Genomic DNA, 23,246 nt, shown 5'->3' with positions numbered 1-23,246 from the left:
GTCGTTCCGGTGGGTCACGGATGGATCAAGCTTCCGAATCATCACCATATGAGCGGATTGTCGTTTCTGCCCCCTGGCTTGCACCCCCACCGGAACCCCTCCCTCCCACCGGCGCCGCCCGCCTCCCGGGACCGCCCCGCCCGACCGCCCGCCCCGCGCCGGTTGTCAGTCCCACCCGGCACCATTGGGGGCATGGCGCCCCAGCACCCGACCCCGCCCGCCGACGACCCGCTCGCCGGCTTCGCCCCGGCCACCCGGGCCTGGTTCACCGGTGCCTTCTCCGCCCCCACCACCGCCCAGGCCGAGGCCTGGCGCGCCATCGGGCGGGACACGGACGTCCTGGTGGTCGCCCCCACCGGCTCCGGCAAGACGCTCGCCGCCTTCCTCTCCGCCCTGGACCGGCTCAGCAGCACCCCGCCGCCGGCCGAGACCAAGCGCCGCTGCCGGATCCTCTACGTCTCACCGCTCAAGGCCCTCGCGGTGGACGTCGAACGGAACCTGCGCGCCCCGCTGACCGGCCTGCGCCAGGCCGCCGTGCGGCTCGGCCTGCCCGAGCCCGAGGTCCAGGTCGCCATCCGCTCCGGCGACACCCCGGCCGCCGACCGCCGCCGCTTCGCGACCCACCCGCCGGACATCCTGATCACCACCCCCGAGTCGCTGTTCCTGCTGCTCACCTCCGCCTCCCGGGAGGCCCTGCGCGGCGTGGACACGGTGATCCTGGACGAGGTGCACGCGGTCGCCGGCACCAAGCGCGGCGCCCACCTCGCGCTCACCCTGGAGCGGCTGGACGAGCTGCTGGACCGCCCGGCGCGCCGGATCGGCCTGTCCGCGACGGTCCGCCCGGTCGAGGAGGTCGCCCGCTTCCTGAGTCCGCAGCGCGGCGCCGTCGTCGTCCAGCCCCCCGCCGACAAGGACTTCGACCTCTCGGTGGTCGTCCCCGTCCCCGACCTGGACGACCTGCCCGCCGCCCCGGCCACCGGCGGCGCCGCCGACAGCGACCCGCAGCGGCAAGCCTCGATCTGGCCGCACGTCGAGGAGCGGATCGTCGACCTGGTCGAGGCGCACCGCTCGACCATCGTCTTCGCCAACTCCCGCCGCCTGGCCGAGCGCCTGTGCAACCGGCTGAACGAGATCGCCCACGAGCGCGCCACCGGCACCGTCGTCCCCGGGGCGCACGCCCCGGCCCAGCTGATGGGCGGCTCCGGCGCCGCCAAGGGCGCCCCCGCGGTCATCGCCCGGGCCCACCACGGCTCCGTCTCCAAGGAGCAGCGCTCCCTGGTCGAGGAGGAGCTGAAGGCCGGCCGGCTGCCCGCCGTGGTCGCCACCTCCAGCCTGGAGCTGGGCATCGACATGGGCGCCGTCGAACTCGTCGTCCAGGTCGAGTCCCCGCCCTCGGTCGCCTCCGGCCTGCAGCGCGTCGGCCGGGCCGGCCACCAGGTCGGCGCCGTCTCCACCGGCGTCTTCTTCCCCAAGTACCGGGGCGACCTCGTGCAGTCGGCGGTGGTCACCGAGCGGATGCGGGCCGGCCGGATCGAGGCGCTGCGCATCCCGCGCAACCCGTTGGACGTGCTCGCCCAGCAGCTGGTCGCGATGACGGCCCTGGACGCCTGGCCGGTGGACGAACTGCTCGCCGTGGTCCGCCGCGCCGCGCCCTTCGCCACCCTCCCGCAGTCCGCCTTCGACGCCGTCCTCGACATGCTGGCCGGCCGCTACCCCTCGGACGCCTTCGCCGAGCTGCGCCCGCGCGTGGTGTGGGACCGGGTGGCCGGCACCGTGACCGGCCGCCCCGGCGCCCAGCGCCTGGCCGTCACCTCCGGCGGCACCATCCCCGACCGCGGCCTGTTCGGCGTCTTCATCTCCGGCAGCGACCCCAAGAAGGGCGGCGGCAGGGTCGGAGAGCTCGACGAGGAGATGGTCTACGAGTCCCGCGTCGGCGACGTGTTCACCCTGGGAACCACCTCCTGGCGGATCGAGGAGATCACCCACGACAAGGTGCTCGTCACCCCCGCCCCCGGCATCCCCGGCCGGCTCCCGTTCTGGAAGGGCGACACCCTCGGCCGCCCGCTCGAACTCGGCCGCGCCCTCGGCGCGTTCACCCGCGAACTGGGCGCGCTCCGGCCCGAGGCCGCCACCGAGCGCCTCAAGCGGGCCGGGCTGGACGACTGGGCCGCCGCCAACCTGCTCGACTACCTCGCCGAACAGCGCGCCGCCTGCGGCCACCTCCCGGACGACCGCACCATCGTGGTCGAACGCTTCCGGGACGAACTCGGCGACTGGCGGATCGTCATCCACTCCCCCTTCGGCGCCCAGGTGCACGCCCCCTGGGCGCTCGCCCTCGGCGCCCGGCTGCGCGAGAAGCACGGCCTGGACCCCCAGGTCATGCACGCCGACGACGGCATCGTGCTCCGCCTGCCCGACGCCGACCTGCTCTCCCCCGACTTCGACTTCGCCGCCCCCACCGCCCCGTCCTCCCCGGCCGGTTCGGACGACGCCCCGGTCGGCGCCGACGCCGCCCTGTTCGAGCCCGGCGAGATCGAACAGCTGGTGACCGACCAGGTCGGCGGCTCCGCCCTGTTCGCCTCCCGCTTCCGCGAGTGCGCCGGCCGCGCCCTGCTGCTGCCCCGCCGCAACCCCGGCCGCCGCACCCCGCTGTGGCAGCAGCGCCAGCGCGCCGCCCAACTCCTCGAAGTGGCCTCCGAGTACGGCTCGTTCCCGATCGTCCTGGAGGCCGTCCGGGAGTGCCTGCAGGACGTCTTCGACGTCCCCGGCCTGGTCGAGCTGATGGGCGACCTCGAATCCCGCGCCGTCCGCCTGGTCGAGGTCACCACCCCCGAACCCTCGCCCTTCGCCCGCTCGCTGCTCTTCGGCTACGTCGCCCAGTTCCTCTACGAGGGCGACTCCCCGCTCGCCGAGCGCCGCGCCGCCGCGCTCTCGCTGGACTCCCGGCTGCTGTCCGAACTCCTCGGCCAGGCCGAGCTGAGCGAACTGCTCGACCCCCGGGTGCTCGCCGAGCTGGAGGCCGAACTGCAGCGCCTCACCCCCGAGCGCCGGATCAAGGACGCCGAGGGCGTCGCCGACGCCCTGCGCCTGCTCGGCCCGCTCACCGAGGCCGAGTTGACCACCCGCGGTGCCGAACCGCTCTGGGCCCTGGAGCTGGAGGCCGCCCGCCGGGTGATCCAGGTCCGGATCGCCGGCGAGCAGCGCTGGGCCGCGATCGAGGACGCCGGACGGCTGCGCGACGCGCTCGGCACCCCGCTGCCGGTCGGCGTCCCCGAGGCCTTCACCGAGCCGGTCAAGGACCCGCTGGGCGATCTGATCGCCCGCCACGCCCGGACCCACGGCCCGTTCACCGCCGCCGAGGCCGCCGCCCGCTACGGCCTGGGCAGCGCCGTCGTGACCGGCGCCCTGCACCGCCTCACTGCCGCCGGCCGCCTGGTCCAGGGCCAGTTCCTCCCACCCGTCGCCCGCCACCACCCTTCGCCGGAGGCGCTTCGCGCTGCCCCTCTCGACCACACCGCCCCGGAGTGGTGCGACGCCGAGGTGCTGCGCCGCCTGCGCCGCCGCTCGCTGGCCGCCCTGCGCCAGGAGGTCGAGCCGGTCCCGCCGCGCGCCCTGGCCGCCTTCCTCCCCCAGTGGCAGCACCTGGCCGGCCACCGGCTGCGCGGCCCGGACGGCCTGCTCCGGGTGGTCGAACAGCTCCAGGGCACCGCGCTGCCCGCCTCCGCCCTGGAGAAACTGGTCCTCCCGGCCCGGCTCGCCGACTACTCCCCCGGCCTGCTGGACGAGTTGACGGCGGCCGGCGAGATCGGCTGGTGCGGCGCCGGGGCGCTGCCCGGCAAGGACGGCTGGCTCAGCCTGCACCTCGCCGAGAACGCCCACCTGCTGCGGCCCGAGCCCGTCCCGCCCGCGCTCACCCCGCTGCACAGCGCCCTGATGTCGGTGCTGGCGGGCGGCTACGGCCTGTTCTTCCGACAACTCGTCCAGCAGCTGCCGGAGGAGACCCCGGAGCCCGAGGTCGTCGAGGCCCTCTGGGACCTGGTCTGGGCCGGTTACGTCACCAACGACACCCTCGCCCCGCTGCGCGCCCTGCTCGGCTCCGGCCGGACGGCGGGCGCCACCGCCCACCGCGCGCCCCGGTCCACCCCGCGCGGCCGCTACGGCACCGCCGGCCGCGCCTTCGGCCGCCCCGGCGCCCTGCGCAGCGGCCCGCCGACGGTGGCCGGGCGCTGGTCGCTGCTGCCCGCCCTCGCCGCCGACCCGACGGTCCGGGCCACCACCCAGGCGCAGAACCTGCTGGACCGGCACGGCCTGCTCACCCGGGGGGCGGTCGCGGCCGAGCGGGTGCCCGGCGGATTCGCCGGGGTCTACCGGGTGCTCGCCGCGATGGAGGAGCGCGGCCGGGCCCGCCGGGGCTACTTCGTCGAGGGCCTGGGCGGCGCCCAGTTCGCCATGGAGGGCGCGGCCGACCGGCTGCGCTCGGTCAACGGCCGGTTGGAGCGCACCGGGGCCACCGAGTGGCCGGCCGCCCCGGCCACCGAGCCACCCCAGACGCTGGTGCTGGCCGCCGCCGACCCGGCGAACGCCTACGGCGCCGCCCTGCCCTGGCCCGAGCCGCCCACCGCCCCGGGCGGCAAGGAGTCCACGGCCCACCGCCCGGGCCGCAAGGCGGGCGCGCTGGTGGTCCTGGTGGACGGCGAGCTGGCGCTGTACGTGGAGCGCGGCGGCAAGTCCCTGCTGGCCTGGCCGGAGGACGAGGCCACCCGGGCGCTCGCGGCCGGGGCACTGGCCGCCGCCGTCCGCGGGGGCGCGCTCGGCAGCGTCACGGTGGAGCGGGCCAACGGCGAGCCCGCCCTCGGCTCGGACCTCGGCCGCGCCCTGGAGGAGGCCGGCTTCCACGCCACCCCGCGCGGCCTGCGCCTGCGCCCGTAGACCGGCGGCACGTCCGCCCCCGGACACGACGGAGGCCGCGGGGTCCAGGACCCCGCGGCCTCCGGCCACGTTCGATCACCCGATCGGCGGCGGCTGTGCCTCCACCGGCCGTACCGCTTCCGCGCTCCGGGGACGGGCCGGTCCGGTCGCGTTCCGGTCGGCGTGGACCGGGATGAGACCGAGGCCCCAGCCTCCGGCCGCGAGCAGCCCCAGCGCCGCGCCGTCGACCGCCTGCCCCCGGAGGACCAGGAGCCACCAGGCGAGCCCGGCCGCCACCGCCGCCAGGACCCACCGCACCGGACGCCGTACCCGGAGCAACAACCGCGCCCGCGCCCGTATTCGGGCTGCCGGGCGCGTCATCGCGTCTCTCCGCACGATCGCCCTCCCTTCGCTCGCCCCGGACGGCGATGCCCGGGTCGAGGCCGGGATCAGGCGGCGACCACGTCCATCGCGGCGGCCTTGGGCGACATGTTCGCCCGGTCGGTGCCGGGGGCGGGCAGCGGAACCGGTTCGAGTACCGGCCTCAGCAGATCACCTTCGGAGAGGGTGGCCATCGCCGCAAGTTCGGCGAGCGACAGTTCGTCGCTGACCTCGCGCATGACCTCGGACATCCGGACGTCGAGTGCGTCGCAGATGGCGGAGAGCAGCTCCGAGGAGGCCTCCTTCTGTCCCCGCTCGACCTCGGAGAGGTATCCGAGCGAAACCCTGGCGGCCGCCGACACCTCGCGGAGTGTGCGGCCCTGGCGCTGGCGCTGCCGACGCAGTACATCGCCCAGTAGGCGACGGAGCAGGATCATCGGTGCCTCCCTCCTCGGACTGCGGATCGAGATGTCACGCCCCCACCGTACCGCCTTGCCCGCTTCGCGTGCGGGGACCCTGGTCGTGTTCACTCTGGGCTGCAAGGCTGTCCCCCTCCTCGTTCCGGTGTCGTACCGGGGTTCACGGGCCCCTCGTGGTACCCGACTCGGGCCACCCGGCCACCGTCACGCAACTCGTTCGCCACCTGGTTTCTGCCCAACCAGGCTGTTGGATGTAACACGATCCTCCAGGTGTGCCATACCCGGGCGCCAGATCGGCAGATCTCGGTTCGGTGGAGATCCGTCGGAGCGGGCCCCTAACGTGCGAGCCGACCGACGAGCAGCTCCAGTGCGGCGGTCACCGCTCCGTGACGGATTGTGGCACGACCGCCTGACAGCAGTGGCGAACTGACCAGAGTTCCCCCCGGGCCGGCGACCGCCAGGTGTACGGTGCCCACCGGCTGTCCGTCCTGCGGGTCCGGACCGGCCACCCCGGTCGTCGCGAGCCCGTACGTGGCCCCCAGCAGCCCGCGCACGCCCTCGGCCATCTGCCGGGCCACCACCGGGTGGACGGGCCCGTGGACGTCCAGCAGGCCCTCGTCCACCCCGAGCACGGAGGCCTTCAGCTCGGTCGCGTACGCGGTGACCGAGCCCCGGAAGGTCGCAGACGCCCCGGGGACGTCCACCAGCGCGGCGGCCAGCAGACCGCCGGTCAGCGACTCGGCGACGGCCAGCGTGCCGCCCTCGGCCCGCAGCGCGGCGTGCGCCCGCTCGGCCAGCCGGTAGTCGTGCTCCGCCACCCGGTCTCCCCCGTCGCTCAACGGCCCGCGCGTTCCGCGGCCCGTCCCTCGCGGCGCAGGCGCAGCGCCTGTCCGACGTAGTCCAGCGCGGTGCCGACGGTCAGCAGCACCGCCAGTCCCATCAGCACGGCCCGCCCGGTGGCCAGCCACCCGGTCAGGGCCAGGACGTACATGCCGACCGCGGTGCCCTGGGTCAGCGTCTTGAGCTTGCCGCCGCGGCTGGCCGGGATGACCCCGTAGCGGATCACCCAGAACCGCATCAGCGTGATGCCCAGCTCGCGGGCCAGGATCACGATGGTGACCCACCAGGGCAGGTCGCCGAGCAGGGAGAGGCCGATCAGCGCGGAGCCCATGATCGCCTTGTCCGCGATCGGGTCGGCGATCTTCCCGAAGTCGGTGACCAGGCCCTTGCGGCGGGCCAGTTCCCCGTCGAACAGGTCGGTGATCATCGCGATGGCGAACGCGGCCCAGGCGACCGAGCGCCACTTGGGGTTGTGCCCGCCGTCGGCGAACAGCAGCAGCACGAAGACCGGCACCAGCAGCACCCGGATCATCGTGAGCACGTTGGCGATGTTCCAGACCCCCGGGGTCGCCGGCGCCGCGGCCACCGGCCTGCCCGGGTGTGCCGCGGCCGGGGCGCCGGGCCCCTTGGTCATTCCCCGGCTCCCGGGACCAAGCGGACCCGCACCTGCTCCAGCGCCTCGGCGATCAGGTCGACGCCTTCGCTGGCGACCACCTTGGCCCGCCAGAACTGCCCCACCTCGGGGGCCTCGACGCCCTCCAGCGTGGTCAGACCGTCGGTCTCCGGGGCCTGGTGGGCGGCCCGGCCCTCGACCACGCCGTCCTCGATCGACTCGATCAGCACCTCGACCTCGGTGCCGATCCGCTGCTCGGCCCGCTGGGCGGTCATCTCCTCGGCCAGCCGGCTCAGCCGGTCCAGCCGCTCGGCGATCACATCGTCGTCGAGCTTGCCGTCGTAGGTCGCGGCCTCGGTGCCGTCCTCGTCGGAGTAGCCGAAGACGCCGATCGCGTCCAGCCCGGCGTGGGTGACGAAGCGCTCCAGCTCCGCGAAGTCCTCCGCGGTCTCGCCGGGGAAGCCGACGATGAAGTTGGACCGGGCGCCGGCCTGCGGGGCCTTGTCGCGGATGGTCCCCAGCAGCTCCAGGAACTGGTCGGTGGAGCCGAAGCGGCGCATCCGGCGGAGCACGGCGGGCGCCGAGTGCTGGAAGGACAGGTCGAAGTAGGGCACCACGTCGGTGGTCCCGGTCATCGCGTCGATCAGGCCCGGGCGCATCTCGGCCGGCTGCAGGTAGGAGACCCGCACCCGCTCGACGCCCTCGATCGCGGAGATCTCGCCGAGCAGCGTCTCCAGCAGCCGGATGTCGCCGAGGTCCTTGCCGTACGAGGTGTTGTTCTCGCTGACCAGGACGATCTCGCGGACGCCCTGCCCGGCCAGCCACTGGGCCTCGTGCAGCACGTCGGAGGGGCGGCGGGAGATGAACGAGCCGCGGAAGGCCGGGATGGCGCAGAAGGAGCAGCGGCGGTCGCAGCCGGAGGCGAGCTTGACGGAGGCGACGGGGTTGTCGTCCAGCCGCTTGCGCAGGGTGCGCGGGCCGGAGGCCGGGGCGAGGCCCTCGGGCAGGTCGGCGATCGGCTCGGCGGCGGCCTCGGCGCCGTGGCCGGGCAGCGCGACGGCCTCGGCGGCGGACTGCCGCTCGGCGGGGCTGATCGGCAGCAGCTTGCGGCGGTCGCGCGGGATGTGCGGGGCGTGGTGGCCGCCGGAGAGGATGGTCTGCAGGCGGTCGGAGATGTCGGCGTAGTCGTCGAAGCCGAGGACACCGTCCGCCTCGGGCAGCGCGTCGGCGAGCTCCTTGCCGTAGCGCTCGGCCATGCAGCCGACCGCGACGACGGCCTGGGTGCGGCCGTGCCCCTTGAGGTCGTTGGCCTCCAGCAGGGCGTCCACGGAGTCCTTCTTGGCGGCCTCGACGAAGCCGCAGGTGTTGACGACGGCGACGTCCGCTTCGGCGGCGTCGTCGACGAGCAACCAGCCGTCGGCTTCCAGTCGCCCGGCGAGTTCCTCGGAGTCCACCTCGTTGCGGGCGCATCCGAGCGTGACAAGGGCGACAGTACGGCGTTCAGGCATAGGCCCAAGATTAACGCGCGGCCTCCGGTGCCGTTCGCCCCGGAGGCCGCGTGCCTCGATTCGGCCGGTCGTCACCGGTCCCCGCCGACCCCTGTGGTCAGCCCGCCTGCGGGTCTCCGGGGGTGTACGTGACGTGCACCACCTGCCCATCCTTGCCGAGGAGACCGAGGTCCTTGCCGTTGACGTACGCGTGCACGGCCCCGCCGTTCCCCAGCACCAGCTTGATCTGCTTGGGGTCGGTGAAGGTCTGGTCCTGGCCGTCGCTGATGTTGTTCTGGAACAGCGACTTGCCGCTGCCGTCCATCGCCGAGACCCAGCTGGTGCCCTCGGCGACCAGCTTCACGGTGACCTTGTCGGCCGGGACGGCGGCGATCGCGGCGGCGCTCGGCGCGGGCGCCGGCGGCTGGACGGTGGGCGTCTCGACGGGGGCGACCGAGCCGGTGCCGGAGCCGCTGGGCAGCGGCGCACTGGCGGAGCCGGTGGTGCCGTGCCCGTCCTTGCCGCTGACCAGGTTGAAGCCGATCAGGGCGACCACCGCGACGATCGCGGCGACCATGGCGGCCGCCCAGTTCGGCCGGCCGCGGCTGGGCACCTTGATCGGGCCGCTGTCGATCAGCTGGCCCGCCGGGCGCTTGGCGGCGGGCGGGCCGCCGTGCGCGGCGTCGTAGCGGGCGACCAGCTCGTCGCCGTCCACGCCGACAGCGCGGGCGATCAAGCGGATGTGCCCGCGGGCGTAGAAATCGCCTCCGCAACGGCCGAAGTCGTCCTCCTCGACGGCATGGACGATCGGCACCCGGATGCGGGTGGCGGTACTCACCTGGTCCACGGTGAGGCCCGCGTCGATCCGGGCGGCGGACAGCACCCGGCCGATGCTCGGGGCATCGGCCGCCTGCGCCGCGTCGTCGGTCGGTTCGACGGACGACGGGGCGTTCTCGCGATCGGAGGACTTGCCGATGGTCACGGGGCACGCCTTTCGAGCGGATGGCCACCTGCTGGGGAACAGTCTAGGGGCGTGGGCGGATCGTTTCTCAAGCGGAACGGGACCGAATGCGTGCACCCGCTCCGCCCGGGGTCCGGCGACCCGCTGAGCGGTCGTCAACGGAGCCGCACGCGGAGCCCCCGGGGTTCGCTTTCCGGCCTGTGACGCGGTGTACGGACGTTCGGTTCCCCGCACCGCGCCCATCCTCCTCCGAACGAGTGACCCCCCGTCCGGGGCGCGGGGGCGTCCGGCGCACCGGGCCACTCTGGACCCGGGCCCGTCAGCCCCGCAGGGTCACCAGCACCCCGTCCAGCTCGTCCGGCTTCACCAGCACGTCGCGGGCCTTGGAGCCCTCGCTGGGGCCGACGATCCCGCGCGACTCCATCAGGTCCATCAGCCGCCCCGCCTTGGCGAAGCCGACCCGGAGCTTGCGCTGGAGCATCGAGGTCGAGCCGAACTGGGTGGAGACCACCAGCTCGGCCGCCTGGACCAGCAGATCCAGGTCGTCGCCGATCTCCTCGTCGATCTCCTTCTTCGGCCCGGCGCCGACCATCACGTCGTCCCGGTAGACGGCGGACAGCTGGTCCTTGCAGTGCTGCACCACCCTGGCGATCTCCGCCTCGGTGACGAACGCGCCCTGCATGCGGATGGGCTTGCTCGCCCCCATCGGCAGGAAGAGCGCGTCGCCCTTGCCGATCAGCTTCTCCGCGCCCGGCTGGTCCAGGATGACCCGGGAGTCGGCCATCGCGGAGGTCGCGAAGGCCAGCCGGGACGGCACGTTGGCCTTGATCAGACCGGTGACCACGTCCACCGACGGCCGCTGGGTGGCGAGCACCAGGTGGATGCCGGCCGCGCGGGCCAGCTGGGTGATCCGGACGACGGAGTCCTCGACGTCGCGCGGCGCGACCATCATCAGGTCGGCCAGCTCGTCGACGATCACCAGCAGGTACGGGTACGGCCGCAGCTCCCGCTCGCTGCCCGGCGGCGGGGTGACCCTGCCGGCCCGCACCGCCGCGTTGAAGTCGTCCACGTGGCGGAAGCCGAACGCCGCGAGGTCGTCGTAGCGCATGTCCATCTCGCGGACCACCCACTGGAGGGCCTCGGCGGCCTTCTTGGGGTTGGTGATGATCGGCGTGATCAGGTGCGGGATGCCCTCGTACGCCGTCAGCTCGACCCGCTTGGGGTCGACCAGCACCATCCGCACCTCGTCCGGGGTGGCCCGCGCGAGGATCGAGGTGATCAGGCAATTGATGCAGGACGACTTGCCCGCACCGGTCGCGCCGGCCACCAGGATGTGCGGCATCTTGGCGAGGTTGGCCATCACGGTGTGGCCCTCGACGTCCTTGCCCATGCCGACGACCATGGGGTGGGTGTCCTCGGCGGCCGTGCGCGAGCGCAGCAGGTCGCCGAGGTTGACCATCTCGCGGTCCCGGTTGGGGATCTCGATGCCGACCGCGGACTTGCCCGGGATCGGGCTGATGATCCGCACGTCCGGGCTGGCGACCGCGTACGCGATGTTCTTGGCGAGGGCGGTGATCCGCTCCACCTTGACGGCCGGGCCGAGCTCGACCTCGTAGCGGGTGACCGTCGGGCCGCGGGTGAAGCCGGTGACCCGGGCGTCCACCTTGAACTCGCTGAAGGTGCCGGTGAGCTGGGCGACCACCTCGTCGTTGAGGGCGCTGCGGGCCTTCGCGGGGCCACCGCGCTCCAGCAGGTCGAGGGAGGGCAGCGCGTAGCCGATGCCCTCGCCGAGCCGGAGCTGCTCCATCCGCACCGGCGCCGGGCCGTGCTCCTCGGGGGCGCCCGGGCCGCCGCTGCGGGCGGCCGGGACGGCGGGCTCCTCCGGCGGTGCGGTGTGGTCCTGCACCTGGTGCATCATGTCCGCCACCGCGGAGGAGGCGGGCACGCCGTAGACCAGCGCGCCGTCCAGGTCGGCGGCCGCGCCGGCGGCGAGGTCGCGGGTGGCGTACGGGTCCAGCGGCTCCTTGTCCAGGGAGACCCGCACGGCCTCCGCCGGGTCGTCCGCGTCGGCGGGCCTGCGCCGGCGGCGGCGCCGGCGGGCGGCCACCTCGTCCGTCGGGTCGTCACCACCGGTGTCCACGGTGAACGGCAGCGCGTCGGGGTCGGCGTCCTCCGGCGGCTCGGTGGACAGCTCGCGCTCCGGCGTACGCCCCCTGCGCAGCTCGTCCTCCGGCCCGGGCTCGACCACGCCGAGCCGTATGCCCATCCACCGGACCCGCTCGCCGATGCGGTTGACGGGCGTGGCGGTGACCACCAGCAGGCCGAAGAAGGCCAGCAGCAGGAGCAGCGGCACGGCGAGCGCCGGCCCCGCGGCGGCCATCATCGGGGTGGACGCGGCCCAGCCGATGATGCCGCCGGCCCCCCTTATCCGGGAGGCGCCGCCGCCCATCATGGGCGCCCCGCAGCCGATGTGGACCAGACCGAGGACGCCGACCAGCAGCGTGCTCAGCCCGATCACGATCCGGCCGTTGGCCTCCGGCAGCTCCGGGTGGCGCCAGAGCCGGATCGCGATCGCGGCCAGCAGGAACGGCACCAGCACGTCGAGCCGGCCGAACAGCCCGGACACCACGGCGGTGGCCGCCTCGCCCAGCCAGCCCTGCGGGCTGAACCAGGTGCCGGCGGCGGTCACCAGCGCGAGCGCGAACAGCAGCAGCCCGACGCCGTCCTTGCGGTGGGCCGGGTCGAGGTTCTTGGCACCGTCGCCGAAGCCCCGGAAGATCGCGGCGATCGGGCTCGCGATCGCGTTGAGGGCGCCCATCAGCACCGACCTGGACGGCGTCGCCGGCGGTGGCGTCGACCTGGCCGCGGCCTTCTTCGCGGGAGCCGCCTTCTTCGCCGCCGCCTTCTTCGCGGGCGGCTTGCCCGGGGCTTTCGCCGCGGCCTTCTTGGACGGTCCCGGACTCGACTTACGTGCTGCGTTCCCGGGCGTGCGAGTGGCCATGGGTCAGCAGCCTACCGGGGTGGACCACCGGTGCACATGTGCCCGAGCCGGGGTGCCCGGACGTGTCGCAGACACACCGTCACGCTGACCGGGATTCACCCGGACGCCGCACGGAACCACCCTGACGGGTGAACGTACGGCAGCGGATCAGGAGCTTCCGGGACGCATCGCGTCCAACGCCCGGCGCAGCGCCACCAGCTTGCGCTCCAGGTGCCCGGCGGTCGCCGCGACCCCCGCGTCCTCGCCCCCGTCCAGCTGCTTGCCGAGCGCCTCCGCCTGCTCCTCGACCGCCGCCAGCCGCGCGGACAGCTCGCCCAGCAACGCCCCGCCGAGGGCCGGCTCGCCGCCGCCCGCCTCCAGCTGCAGCCGCAGCAGCGAGGCCTGCTCCTTCAGCTGGCAGTTCTTCACGTACAGGTCGACGAAGACGGAGACCTTGGCGCGCAGCACCCACGGGTCGAACGGCTTGGAGATGTAGTCCACCGCGCCGGCCGCGTAGCCGCGGAAGGTGTGGTGCGGGCCGTGGTTGAGCGCGGTCAGGAAGATGATCGGGATGTCCCGGGTGCGCTCGCGGCGCTTGATGTGGGCGGCGGTCTCGAAGCCGTCCATCCCGGGCATCTGGACGTCCAGCAGGATCACCGCGAAGTCGTCGGTGAGCAGCGCCTTGAGCGCCTCCTCGCCGGAGGCGGCGCGCACCAGCGTCTGGTCCAGAGCCGAGAGGATCGCCTCCAGCGCCAGCAGGTTCTCCGGTCGGTCGTCGACCAGGAGGATCTTCGCCTTCTGCATCAGGGCTCGCCCTCCTGTCGCCTGCCTGCCGCCCGGTGCAGGCACCCGCGTGCTCCCCACCGCTACCCCGGTCATGCTAGCCGCACCCCCTCGCCCGGCACATCGCTCCGTCGTGACCGATCCGGAACGGCGCACAGCCAGTGCTCCGGCGCACGCTCAGCAGGGCGTCGCCATCCGGTCACTGTTCGCAACGATCGGTGACCCTACCGGGTTCCCGGGCCGGTCCGCCAGCAAACCGACCGACCGGGAGGCGTGAACCCCGGGGCCCGCGACGGGGTTCACGCCTCTCCTGCTTCCCGCGCACCCGCCGGAACGCCCCCGGGCACGGCCGGGAGCACCCCACCGCCCGCTCAGCCGCGGTCGCCGCTCAGCCACTCGCTCATCACCGTCAGCAGGTGGTCGGTCTCCACCGGCTTGGTGATGTGGTCGGTGGCACCCGCCTCCAGGGACTTCTCCCGGTCGCCCTTCATCGCCTTGGCGGTCAGCGCGATGATCGGCAGGCCGGCGAACTGGGGCATCCGGCGGATCGCCTCGGTGGTCGCGTAGCCGTCCATCTCCGGCATCATGATGTCCATCAGGACCAGCGCCACGTTCTCGTGCTGCTCCAGCATCTCGATGCCCTCGCGCCCGTTCTCGGCGTACAGGACGGTCAGGCCGTGCTGCTCCAGCACGCTGGTCAGGGCGAACACGTTGCGCACGTCGTCGTCCACGATCAGTACCTGCTGGCCGTCGAAGCGCCGGTCGCCGTTGACCGGCCGGGGCTGCACGGGCTCCACCGCCCGCGGCCCGGCGGCGCTCTCCAGGGCGGCGCTGCGCCGGCGCTCCACGGCGCCGCGACGGCGCTCCTCGGCCAGCTCGCGGACCTCCTGGGCCCAGTGGTCGGCCGGGTTCTCGCCGACCGGCACCGGCAGTCCCACCGGGGTCACGCCGACCGAGGCGCGCGGCGCCTGGGCGCCCGCCGCGGACTGGCGCTCGCCCGGGCGCGGCTCCCCGGTGGCCTCCGGGGCCTCGGTGCGCAGCGGCAGGTAGAGCGTGAACGTGGAGCCCGCACCCAGCTCGCTCTCGGCGTGGATCTCGCCGCCGAGCAGCCGGGCGATCTCGCGGCTGATCGACAGTCCCAGGCCGGTGCCGCCGTACTTGCGGCTGGTGGTGCCGTCGGCCTGCTTGAAGGCCTCGAAGATCTCCCGCAGCTTGTTGCCGGGGATGCCGATGCCGGTGTCGGAGACGGCGAAGGCGATCAGGGCGTCGTCCGGGTCCTGGATCGAGCCGGACTCCAGCAGCCCCTCGCGCACGTGCGGCGGGACGTCCGAACCGGCCAGGCTGATCTCGAAGTCCACGGCGCCGGCGTCGGTGAACTTGACCGCGTTGGAGATCAGGTTGCGCAGCACCTGCTGGAGCCGCTGCTCGTCGGTGTGCAGGGTGACCGGCAGGGCGGGCGAGACCCGGACGGCGAAGTCCAGGTTCTTGTCCAGCGCGACCGGCTGGAAGGTCGCCTCCACGTAGTCGACCAGCTGGACCAGGGCGATCCGGGCCGGGCGGACGTCCATCTTGCCGGCCTCGACCTTGGACAGGTCGAGGATGTCGTTGATCAGCTGGAGCAGGTCGGAGCCGGCGCCGTGGATGGTGTCGGCGAACTCGACCTGCTTGGGCGAGAGGTTGCCCTCGTTGTTGTCGGAGAGCAGCTTGGCCAGGATCAGCAGCGAGTTGAGCGGGGTGCGCAGCTCGTGCGACATGTTGGCGAGGAACTCGCTCTTGTACCGGGAGGCCAGCGCGAGCTGTTCGGCGCGCTCCTCCAGGACCTGGCGGGCCTCCTCGATCTCGCTGTTCTTGATCTCGATGTCGCGGTTCTGCTGAGCGAGTTGCTCGGCCTTCTCCTGCAACTCCTCGTTGGTGCGCTCCAGTTCCTCCTGCCGCGCCTCCAACTCAGCGGACCGCATGGAGAGTTCTGCGGTCAGGCGCTGGGACTCCAGCAGCAGGCCCTCGGTCTTGGTGTTGACGCTGATGGTGTTGACCGTGACGCCGATCAGGTCGGCGATCTGGTTCAGGAAGTCCAGCGCGACGGTGGTGAAGGAGCTGAAGGTGGCCAGCTCGATCACCCCGAGCAGCCGGCCCTCGAACAGCACCGGCAGCACCACGATGTGGGCCGGAGAGGCCTCGCCGAGGCCGGAGGCGATCTTGAGGTACCCGGGCGGCGCCTCCTTGAGGATGATCGCCCGCTTCTCCACCGCGGCCTGGCCGATCAGCGACTCGCCGGGGCGGAAGGTGGTCGGCATCGCCCGCCGCTGGTAGCCGTAGCTGCCGATCAGGCGCAGCACGGTGTCGTTCTCGTCGTCGTCCTCGGTGATCAGTTCGGCGGTGCGACCGGCCGGCTGGGCGAGGAAGAAGGCGCCGTGCTGGGCGGAGACCACCGGGGTCAGCTCGGTCATGATCAGCGAGGCGACCGCCTCCAGGTCCCGGCGGCCCTGGAGCAGGCCGGAGATCCGCGCCAGGTTGGTCTTGAGCCAGTCCTGCTCCTGGTTGGTGCGGGTGGTCTCGCGCAGGTTGGCGATCATCTGGTTGATGTTGTCCTTGAGCTCGTCGAGCTCGCCCGCCGCGTCGACGTCGATCCGCAGGCTCAGGTCGCCCCTGGTCACCGCCGTGGCGACCTGCGCGATCGCGCGCACCTGCCGGGTCAGGTTGTTGGCCAGTTCGTTCACCGACTCGGTCAGGTCCTGCCAGGTGCCGTCCACCCCGGGCACCCGGGCCTGGCCGCCGAGCCGCCCGTCGGTGCCCACCTCGCGGGCGACCCGGGTGACCTCGTCGGCGAACGCGGAGAGCTGGTCGACCATGGTGTTGATGCTGGTCTTGAGCTGGAGGATCTCGCCGCGCGCGTCGACGTCGATCTTCTGCGAGAGGTCGCCGCGGGCGACCGCGGTGATCACCAGCGCGATGTTCCGCACCTGGCCGGTGAGGTTGTTGGCCATCAGGTTGACGTTGTCGGTCAGGTCCTTCCAGATGCCGGCCACCCCCGGCACGCTGGCCTGGCCGCCCAGGGTGCCGTCGGTGCCGACCTCGCGGGCCACCCGGGTCACCTCCACCGCGAAGGAGGAGAGCTGGTCGACCATGGTGTTGAGGGTCGCGGCGAGCGCCGCCACCTCGCCCTGCGCGTCGATGGAGATCTTCTTGGAGAGGTCACCGCGGGCCACCGCGCCGGCGACCTCGGCGATGTTGCGCACCTGACCGGTCAGGTTGGACGCCATGAAGTTGACGTTGTCCGTCAGGTCCTTCCAGATGCCCGACACCCCGCGCACCCGCGCCTGGCCGCCCAGGATCCCCTCGGTGCCCACCTCCCGGGCCACCCGGGTCACCTCGTCGGCGAACGCCGACAACTGGTCGACCATGGTGTTGACGGTGGTCACCAGCTCCAGGATCTCGCCCCGGGCGTCGACGGTGATCTTCTTCGACACGTCGCCGCGCGCCACCGCCGTGGTCACCTCGGCGATGTTCCGGACCTGGCTGGTCAGGTTGTTGGCCATCAGGTTGACGGAGTTGGTCAGGTCCTTCCAGATGCCGGCCACCCCCGGCACGCTGGCCTGGCCACCGAGGATGCCCTCGGTGCCGACGTCCCGGGCGACCCGCGTGACCTCGTCCGCGAAGGCGCCCAGCTGGTCCACCATCGTGTTGATGGTGTTCTTCAGCTCCAGGATCTCCCCACGGGCGTCCACCTGGATCTTCTGCGACAGGTCGCCCTTGGCGACCGCGGTCGTCACCTGGGCGATGTTGCGCACCTGGTCGGTGAGGTTGTTCGCCATGAAGTTGACGTTGTCGGTGAGGTCCCGCCACACCCCGGCCGCCCAGGGCACCTGGGCCTGACCGCCCAGCCGGCCCTCGGTGCCCACCTGGCGGGCCACCCGGGTCACCTGCTCGGCGAAGCCGGAGAGCTGGTCGACCATCGTGTTGATGGTGTTCTTCAGCTCCAGCATCTCGCCGCGCGCGTCCACCTCGATCTTCTGCGAGAGGTCCCCGCGCGCCACCGCCGTGGTCACCTGGGCGATGTTGCGGACCTGGCCGGTCAGGTTGTCGGCCATGAAGTTCACCGAGTCGGTGAGGTCGCGCCAGACCCCGGCCACGCCGGGCACCTGGGCCTGACCGCCCAGCCGCCCCTCCGTCCCCACGTCCCGGGCCACCGCGGTGACCTGCGCGGCGAAGCCGTTCAGCTGGTCCACCATCGTGTTGACGGTGTTCTTCAGCTCCAGCATCTCGCCGGCCACCTCGACGGTGACCTTGCGGGACAGGTCGCCCTTGGCGACCGCGGTCGTCACCTGGGCGATGTTGCGCACCTGCGCGGTCAGCCGCCCGGCCATGGTGTTGACCGAGTCCGCCAGGTCCTTCCAACTGCCCGACACGCTCCGGACCTTGGCCTGACCGCCGAGCTTGCCCTCGGTGCCGACCTCACGGGCCACCCGGGTCACCTCGTCGGTGAACTCCGAGAGCTGGTCGACCAGTCCGTTGACGGTCCGCCCGATCTTCAGGTACTCGCCGCGCAGCGGGTGGCTCACCCCGTTGCTGTGCAGCGAGCGCAGCTCCATCTTCTGGTCCAGGTCGCCCTCGGCGATCGAGGTCAGCACCCGGCCGACCTCGGCCATCGGGCGGGCCAGGTCGTCGATCAGCGCGTTGCAGTTGTCGACCGCCGCCATCCAGGCGCCCTCGCCCGCACCGGTCTCCAGCCGCTCGTTCAGCCGGCCCTCGCGGCCCACCGCCCGCCGGACCCGGGCCAGTTCACCGGTCAGGTGCTGGTTGCGCTCGGCGACCTCGTTGAACACCGCGGCGATCTCCGCCAGCGGCCCGTCGCCCGGGATCGTCAGCCGACGGCGGAAGTTGCCGTCCCGCATCGCGGTCAGCGCGGACAGCAGCTTGCGCAACTCGGCGGGCTCCGCGCCCCGGTTGTGGCTCACTCGCCGGCCGGCCGCGTTCCGCGGCGCGGTCCCGGAGCGGCCGCCGCGCTGGGCGGGCGGCGTCGTACCGGTTGCGTCCTTGGTGGCCGAACTCAACGGGCCCCTCCCACATCGTGAACTGTCCGGTGACCGCCCGTGCCGGTGCGGCACGCGCCCGGGCACCGGCCCGGCTGGGCTGCGTACCGGCGGCCTGCGGCGCACCGGCACCCACACGACCGTACTGCCCGTACCGGTCATCGCGGACCCCCCAGTCTGGCAGCACTGGCGCCCGGCGCACGGCCGGTTGCGCACGGTTGGTGCCGCACCGTCCGAAACAGGTGGGCAGAATCACCCTCTGGTGCCTGTTTCGGCTCCCGGCCCCCACGGGGAACCAAGCGGAAAGTAGGGTGGAGCGCTGCACCGGGCCACGACCCGACCCAGCGCCGCCGCTCACCCGACGGCGCGCACGGGGAAGTCGGCGCCGCACCCCGGACAGCCAGCGCAAGAGCAGCAGAGGAGAAGTGGCAACGTGGTCACCGCGCGCGCAGCCGCCACCTTCGCCCCCGACGGCCGGTCCGCGGCCGCCGCCCGGGGGTTCGTCCGGGACGCGCTGCTCGGCTGGGGCCTGCCGGAGGTCGTCGACGACGCCATCGTGCTGGTCAGCGAACTGGTCACGAACGCCATCGTGCACGCCGGCACGGCCGCCGAGGTCTGCTGCCTGCGCGAGGAGGAGACCGTCCGGATCGAGGTCACCGACCACCACCCGGAACGCGGCCTGCCCTCCCTCGGCGACGGCCCCGTCACCGCCTCCGACCGCTACGCCGACCCCGACGGCGAGGGCGGCCGCGGTCTGCTGATGTGCTCCGCCCTCGCCGAGCGGTGGGGCGTCGAGTACGCGGCCGGCCGGAAGACCGTCTGGTTCCGCCTCCAGCTGCCCCCACACGTGCTCGGGACCCGCTACGCCGTTCCCGCCACGCCCGGCAGCGACCTGCCCAGCAGCGCCGGCCCGGTGCACGTCGCCGTCGTCCAGATCGACGAGGACGGCCGCGTCCTGGCCTGGAACCCGGACGCCGAGGCCCTGTTCCGGTACCCCGCCGCCGCCGTCCTCGGCCGGCCCTGGGCCGACCTCGCCGTCTGGCCGCAAGCCCCGGGCCGCGGCCTCGGCCTGACCGACACCCTGCGGCTGGCCCGCTGGGAGGGCGGCTACGGGATCCGCCGCCAGGACGGCCGCGAGGTCGAGGTGTACGGCGTCCAGGTGCGCGTGCGCGACACCGAGGGCGTCCCCTCCACCCTCTGTCTGCTCGTCCTCGAACCCGACCGCGCCGTCCTGCGCTCCCCCGCCCGCGCCCTGCCCGGCGAGCGGCCCGACCAGACCGGCCCCCGCCTCGACCTGATGGCCGGCGCGGTCGCCACCGACGACCTCGACACCCTGCTGCAGCGCACCGTCGAACGCGCCCGCGACCTGCTCGACGGCGACGCCGCGTACCTGCTGCTCACCACCGACGACGAGACCGAGTTCGAGGTCCGCGCCGCCACCGGCCTCACCAGCGGAAACCGTCGGCACGCCCGCTTCCCCGTCGAGACCGGCAACCGCTACGACTCCGCCCGACTGCCCTCCGTCCACGAGGACCTCACCGCCCGCCCCACCGGCCTGCCCCTGCTCTCCGACAGCGGCATGCGCTCCCTGCTCACCGTCCCGCTCAAGGTCGAGGGCCGGCTGATCGGCTCGCTCGGCATCGCCGCCACCGCGCCCGGCCGCTACGACAACGAGGACGCGCTGCGCCTGCAGTTCGCCGCCGACCGGGTCGCCCTGGCCGTCGAGAGCACCCGGCTGACCGAGCTCGAACGACTGCGCCGCGGCTCGCTCTCCTTCCTGGTGGAAGCCTCCGACCTGCTGGCCGGGACGCTCGAACACGAGCAGACCCTGGCGCTGATGGCGCAGATGGCCGTCCCCACCCTCGCCTCCTGGTGCGCCGTCTACACCACCGCCGACCACACCTCCCCGGCCCGGCTCGCCTTCGTCCTGCACGAGGACGAGGACCGCATCGACCCCCTGCGCGACCTGCTCGACAAGACCCCCGTCCCCGAGGCCGGCCCCACCCACGGCGTCCGGTTCTGGACGGCGCCCGCCGACACCGCCGCGGCCGGCGGCCTCGGGGACAGCCCCGAACTCGCGGGTCTGCTCGGCGAGACCGTCGTCATCGCACTGACCGCCCGCAACCGCGTCATCGGCCTGCTGGCGCTCGGCGTCCCGGCCGGCGTCCGGTTCCGCCAGGAGATCCTCGAACTCGCCGAGGACCTCTCCCGCCGCGCCGCGCTCGCCCTCGACAACTCCCGCCTCTACTCCGAGCGCACCGCCACCAGCCAGGCCCTGCAGCGCAGCCTGCTGCCGCCGGACCTGCCCGAGATCCCGGGCGTCGAGGTGGACGTCTACTACCAGGCCGCCGGCGAGGGCAACGAGGTCGGCGGGGACTTCTACGACCTGTTCACCATCCGCGAGGGCACCTACGGATTCGCCATCGGCGACGTCTGCGGCACCGGTCCCGAGGCCGCCTCGGTCACCGGCCTGGCCCGGCACTCGCTGCGCCTGCTCGCCCGCGAGGGCCTGGACGCCCCACAGGTGCTCCGCCGCCTCAACGCGGCCATCCTGGACGAGGGTTCGCGCAGCCGCTTCCTGACCCTGCTCTACGGCGAGCTGACGCCCCGTCCGGACGGCAGCACCGAACTCTCCCTGGTCTGCGCCGGGCACCCGCTGCCCCTGCGGCTGCGCACCGACGGCCGGGTCGACCGCGCCGCCACCCCGCAGCCGCTGCTCGGTGTCATGGACGACCTCGACCTGACCGCCGAGACCCTGGTGCTCGCCCCCGGCGAGGTCCTGCTGTGCGTCACCGACGGCGTCACCGAACGCCGCGAGGGCCGGCGGATGCTGGGCGACGACGGCCTCGCCGAGGTGCTCACCGGCTGCACCGGCCTGACCGCCGGCGCCGTGGCGGCCCGCGTCCAGCGCGCGGTCGAGCGTTTCGCCCCCGAGCCGCCGTCCGACGACATGGCGATCCTGACCCTGCGGGTGCCCAACCAGCGCCAGCCGTGAGCGTCCCCCAGCCGACGCGGTAACTGACGCAGTCACAAATTGTTATCTTCACAAGGGTACAAGCGCCCGACGTCGGGTAGACCGATCTCACCGGGGAATCCCCCCGGCGGGGACGTGACCAGCGGGCTCTCCGCTGGCCCATCATTCTGACCGCAGCCCGCGCACGCTCACAGCCGTGCGCCCTCGGCGCGGTCGCGCGCATCCACTCGTCGAAACCACACCACAGCGTCACTGCGCCCTGCGCGCGCACAGAGTGAAAGGAGCCTCCGGTGAGCAACGACGCTACCGGGGCAACGAACGCCCGCTCCACCGGGGCCGACGCGGGTAACCTCGGCTACCTCGCCCTCGGCCTGACACTTCTCGCCTACGGTCTGCTCTCCACCGGCATCCTGCACGGCGCCGGCGTCGGGGACGCAGCCCACCTCGCCCACCTGCTCGGCGGCGTCACCCTCTTCATCGCGGGCCTCTGGCAACTCCGCGGCGGCGAGGGCTTCACCGGCACCGCGTTCACCAGCCTCGGCGCCTTCTGGGCGACCTGGTCGGCGGCTGGCGGGGCGGGCAAGAACGCCGCCGGCCTGTTCCTGCTGCTGTGGGCCCTGCTCGCGCTCACCCTCACCGCGGCCGGCTGGGGCGGCGGGCAGCTCAGCCGTGCCGTCTACGGCCTGCTGACGCTCTCCCTGCTGCTCTCCGCGATCGCCACCTTCGGCGGCTACAGCGGCCTGGCCAAGCTCGCCGGCTGGGTCGCGGCCCTCTCCGGACTCGCCGCCTGGTACTGGGCCACCTCCGCCCTGAGCAACGGCTCCTGGGGGAAGGTCGCCCTGCCGGTCAAGTGACCTGCCGGGTGGCCTGACGCGTCAGCCGACCTGCTCCAACCGCTCCTCGGCAGTACTGCGGGGTCGGGTCCCCGTCTCGACGGAGGCCCGGCCCCGCCGGCGTGCCGCCAACGCCAGGACGGCGTAGGCGAACAGGAGGATCACGACGGCGACGATGCCGTCGGCCCAGAAGTGGTTCGCCGTCACGACGACCACCGCGACCGTCAGCACCGGATGCAGCACCATGACCCACCGCAGCGAACTTCGCGACACCCGGATCACCGCGACCGCGGCCAGCACGCACCAGGCGACGTGCACCGAGGGCATCGCGGACAGCTGGTCCGCCACCACCACACCGCCGACCGCACCCCCGTACACCGACTGCCCGTACTGCGCGGCTACGTCGACGAAGCCGCTCTCCGGCAGCATCCGCGGCGGCGCCACCGGGATGAACTGCACCAACAGACAGACCGCGGTCGTGATCACCACCGTGTTCCGCACCCAGGCGTACCGCTCCCGGTGCCGCACGAACACCCAGAGCAGGACCGCCAGCATCACGGCGAAGTGCATGGCTGCGTAGTAGTAGTTCGCCAGGCGCACCACCACCGGGTACGGCGTGACCGCCGCCTGCCACGAGGCCTCGTCCGGCAACCCGATCACCTGCTCGGTGTGGTGGATCCAGCTCGCCCGGTCCACCGCGTGGTCCGCACTCATCACCGACAGGTGCCCGACCAGCTGCCAGAGCGCGAACAGCGCCAGCAGCGTGCCGGCCTCCCGCAGCAGCGCCGACAGCGACGGCTTCCGGACCCTCGACGCGACGTACGCGCCGGCGTAGAGGCCGGCGGCGGCGCCCCCGGCGGACTGCCAGGTCAGGGTCAGGTTCTGCATTGGCAGAGGGTAACGCAAAAAGCCCCCTTCCCGGACGGGAAGGGGGCTTTTTGGAATGATTGTTCGGCGGCGTCCTACTCTCCCACAGGGTCCCCCCTGCAGTACCATCGGCGCTGTGAGGCTTAGCTTCCGGGTTCGGAATGTAACCG

Annotated in this window: 13 protein-coding genes and 1 rRNA gene; 3 read left to right on the top strand and 11 right to left on the bottom strand. The window is 73.3% G+C overall.

The features are described from left to right. Positions 1–192 precede the first annotated feature (192 nt). Positions 193–4,929 (top strand): ATP-dependent helicase, encoded by a 4,737-nt coding sequence (locus ABTY56_RS14765; protein WP_350629139.1) that lies wholly within the window; start codon positions 193–195, stop codon positions 4,927–4,929. Positions 4,930–5,004: 75 nt separating this feature from the next. On the opposite strand, the gene ABTY56_RS14760 is transcribed toward ABTY56_RS14765, so the two are convergent. The 9 genes from ABTY56_RS14760 to ABTY56_RS14720 all read right to left on the bottom strand — a co-directional run bounded on the left by ABTY56_RS14760 (position 5,005) and on the right by ABTY56_RS14720 (position 18,327). Continuing rightward, positions 5,005–5,289, bottom strand: coding sequence for a hypothetical protein (locus tag ABTY56_RS14760; protein WP_350629138.1), 285 nt, complete (start codon positions 5,287–5,289; stop codon positions 5,005–5,007). Between the two features lie 68 nt (positions 5,290–5,357). Continuing rightward, positions 5,358–5,726: a helix-turn-helix domain-containing protein gene (locus tag ABTY56_RS14755; RefSeq protein ID WP_049660741.1), complete on the bottom strand. Its 369-nt coding sequence runs from the start codon at positions 5,724–5,726 to the stop codon at positions 5,358–5,360. Positions 5,727–6,043: 317 nt separating this feature from the next. After that, a complete protein-coding gene (locus ABTY56_RS14750) occupies positions 6,044–6,526 on the bottom strand; it encodes a CinA family protein (protein WP_465731727.1) in 483 nt (160 codons plus the stop codon). Positions 6,527–6,543: 17 nt separating this feature from the next. Beyond that, positions 6,544–7,182 carry a CDP-diacylglycerol--glycerol-3-phosphate 3-phosphatidyltransferase gene (gene pgsA, locus ABTY56_RS14745; RefSeq protein ID WP_350629137.1) on the bottom strand — a complete coding sequence of 213 codons (639 nt, stop codon included), beginning with the start codon at positions 7,180–7,182 and terminating at the stop codon, positions 6,544–6,546. Beyond that, positions 7,179–8,669: a 30S ribosomal protein S12 methylthiotransferase RimO gene (gene rimO / locus ABTY56_RS14740; RefSeq protein ID WP_350629136.1), complete on the bottom strand. Its 1,491-nt coding sequence runs from the start codon at positions 8,667–8,669 to the stop codon at positions 7,179–7,181. Before rimO ends, pgsA begins: the two co-directional genes overlap by 4 nt. Positions 8,670–8,766: 97 nt before the next feature. Continuing rightward, a complete protein-coding gene (locus tag ABTY56_RS14735; protein ID WP_350629135.1) occupies positions 8,767–9,630 on the bottom strand; it encodes a helix-turn-helix domain-containing protein in 864 nt (287 codons plus the stop codon). A 298-nt stretch (positions 9,631–9,928) separates the two neighbouring features. After that, entirely contained in the window at positions 9,929–12,610 is a 2,682-nt protein-coding gene (locus tag ABTY56_RS14730) for an FtsK/SpoIIIE family DNA translocase (protein ID WP_350629134.1), read from the bottom strand. 147 nt (positions 12,611–12,757) lie between these two features. Further along, a complete protein-coding gene (locus ABTY56_RS14725) occupies positions 12,758–13,396 on the bottom strand; it encodes a response regulator (protein WP_350629225.1) in 639 nt (212 codons plus the stop codon). Between the two features lie 347 nt (positions 13,397–13,743). Beyond that, on the bottom strand, positions 13,744–18,327 hold the full coding sequence (locus ABTY56_RS14720) for a HAMP domain-containing protein (RefSeq protein ID WP_350629224.1): 4,584 nt from the start codon (positions 18,325–18,327) through the stop codon (positions 13,744–13,746). Between the two features lie 508 nt (positions 18,328–18,835). Between ABTY56_RS14720 and ABTY56_RS14715 the strand changes: the two genes are divergently transcribed. Beyond that, positions 18,836–21,397 (top strand): SpoIIE family protein phosphatase, encoded by a 2,562-nt coding sequence (locus ABTY56_RS14715; RefSeq protein ID WP_350629133.1) that lies wholly within the window; start codon positions 18,836–18,838, stop codon positions 21,395–21,397. Positions 21,398–21,666: 269 nt separating this feature from the next. Further along, on the top strand, positions 21,667–22,230 hold the full coding sequence (locus ABTY56_RS14710; protein ID WP_350629132.1) for an acetate uptake transporter: 564 nt from the start codon (positions 21,667–21,669) through the stop codon (positions 22,228–22,230). 21 nt (positions 22,231–22,251) lie between these two features. Here the strand turns inward: ABTY56_RS14710 and ABTY56_RS14705 are convergent, their stop codons facing one another. Together ABTY56_RS14705 and rrf are read right to left on the bottom strand one after the other, a co-directional pair. After that, positions 22,252–23,097, bottom strand: coding sequence for a phosphatase PAP2 family protein (locus ABTY56_RS14705; RefSeq protein ID WP_350629131.1), 846 nt, complete (start codon positions 23,095–23,097; stop codon positions 22,252–22,254). 61 nt (positions 23,098–23,158) lie between these two features. Further along, positions 23,159–23,246: ribosomal RNA gene (gene rrf, locus ABTY56_RS14700) — 5S ribosomal RNA — on the bottom strand; the annotation flags it as partial.

Origin of the sequence: Kitasatospora sp. NPDC097691 (assembly GCF_040302665.1) — a bacterium.
In the GTDB taxonomy this organism is placed as follows: domain Bacteria; phylum Actinomycetota; class Actinomycetes; order Streptomycetales; family Streptomycetaceae; genus Kitasatospora.
This window is presented reverse-complemented; position numbering and strand designations above follow the sequence as displayed.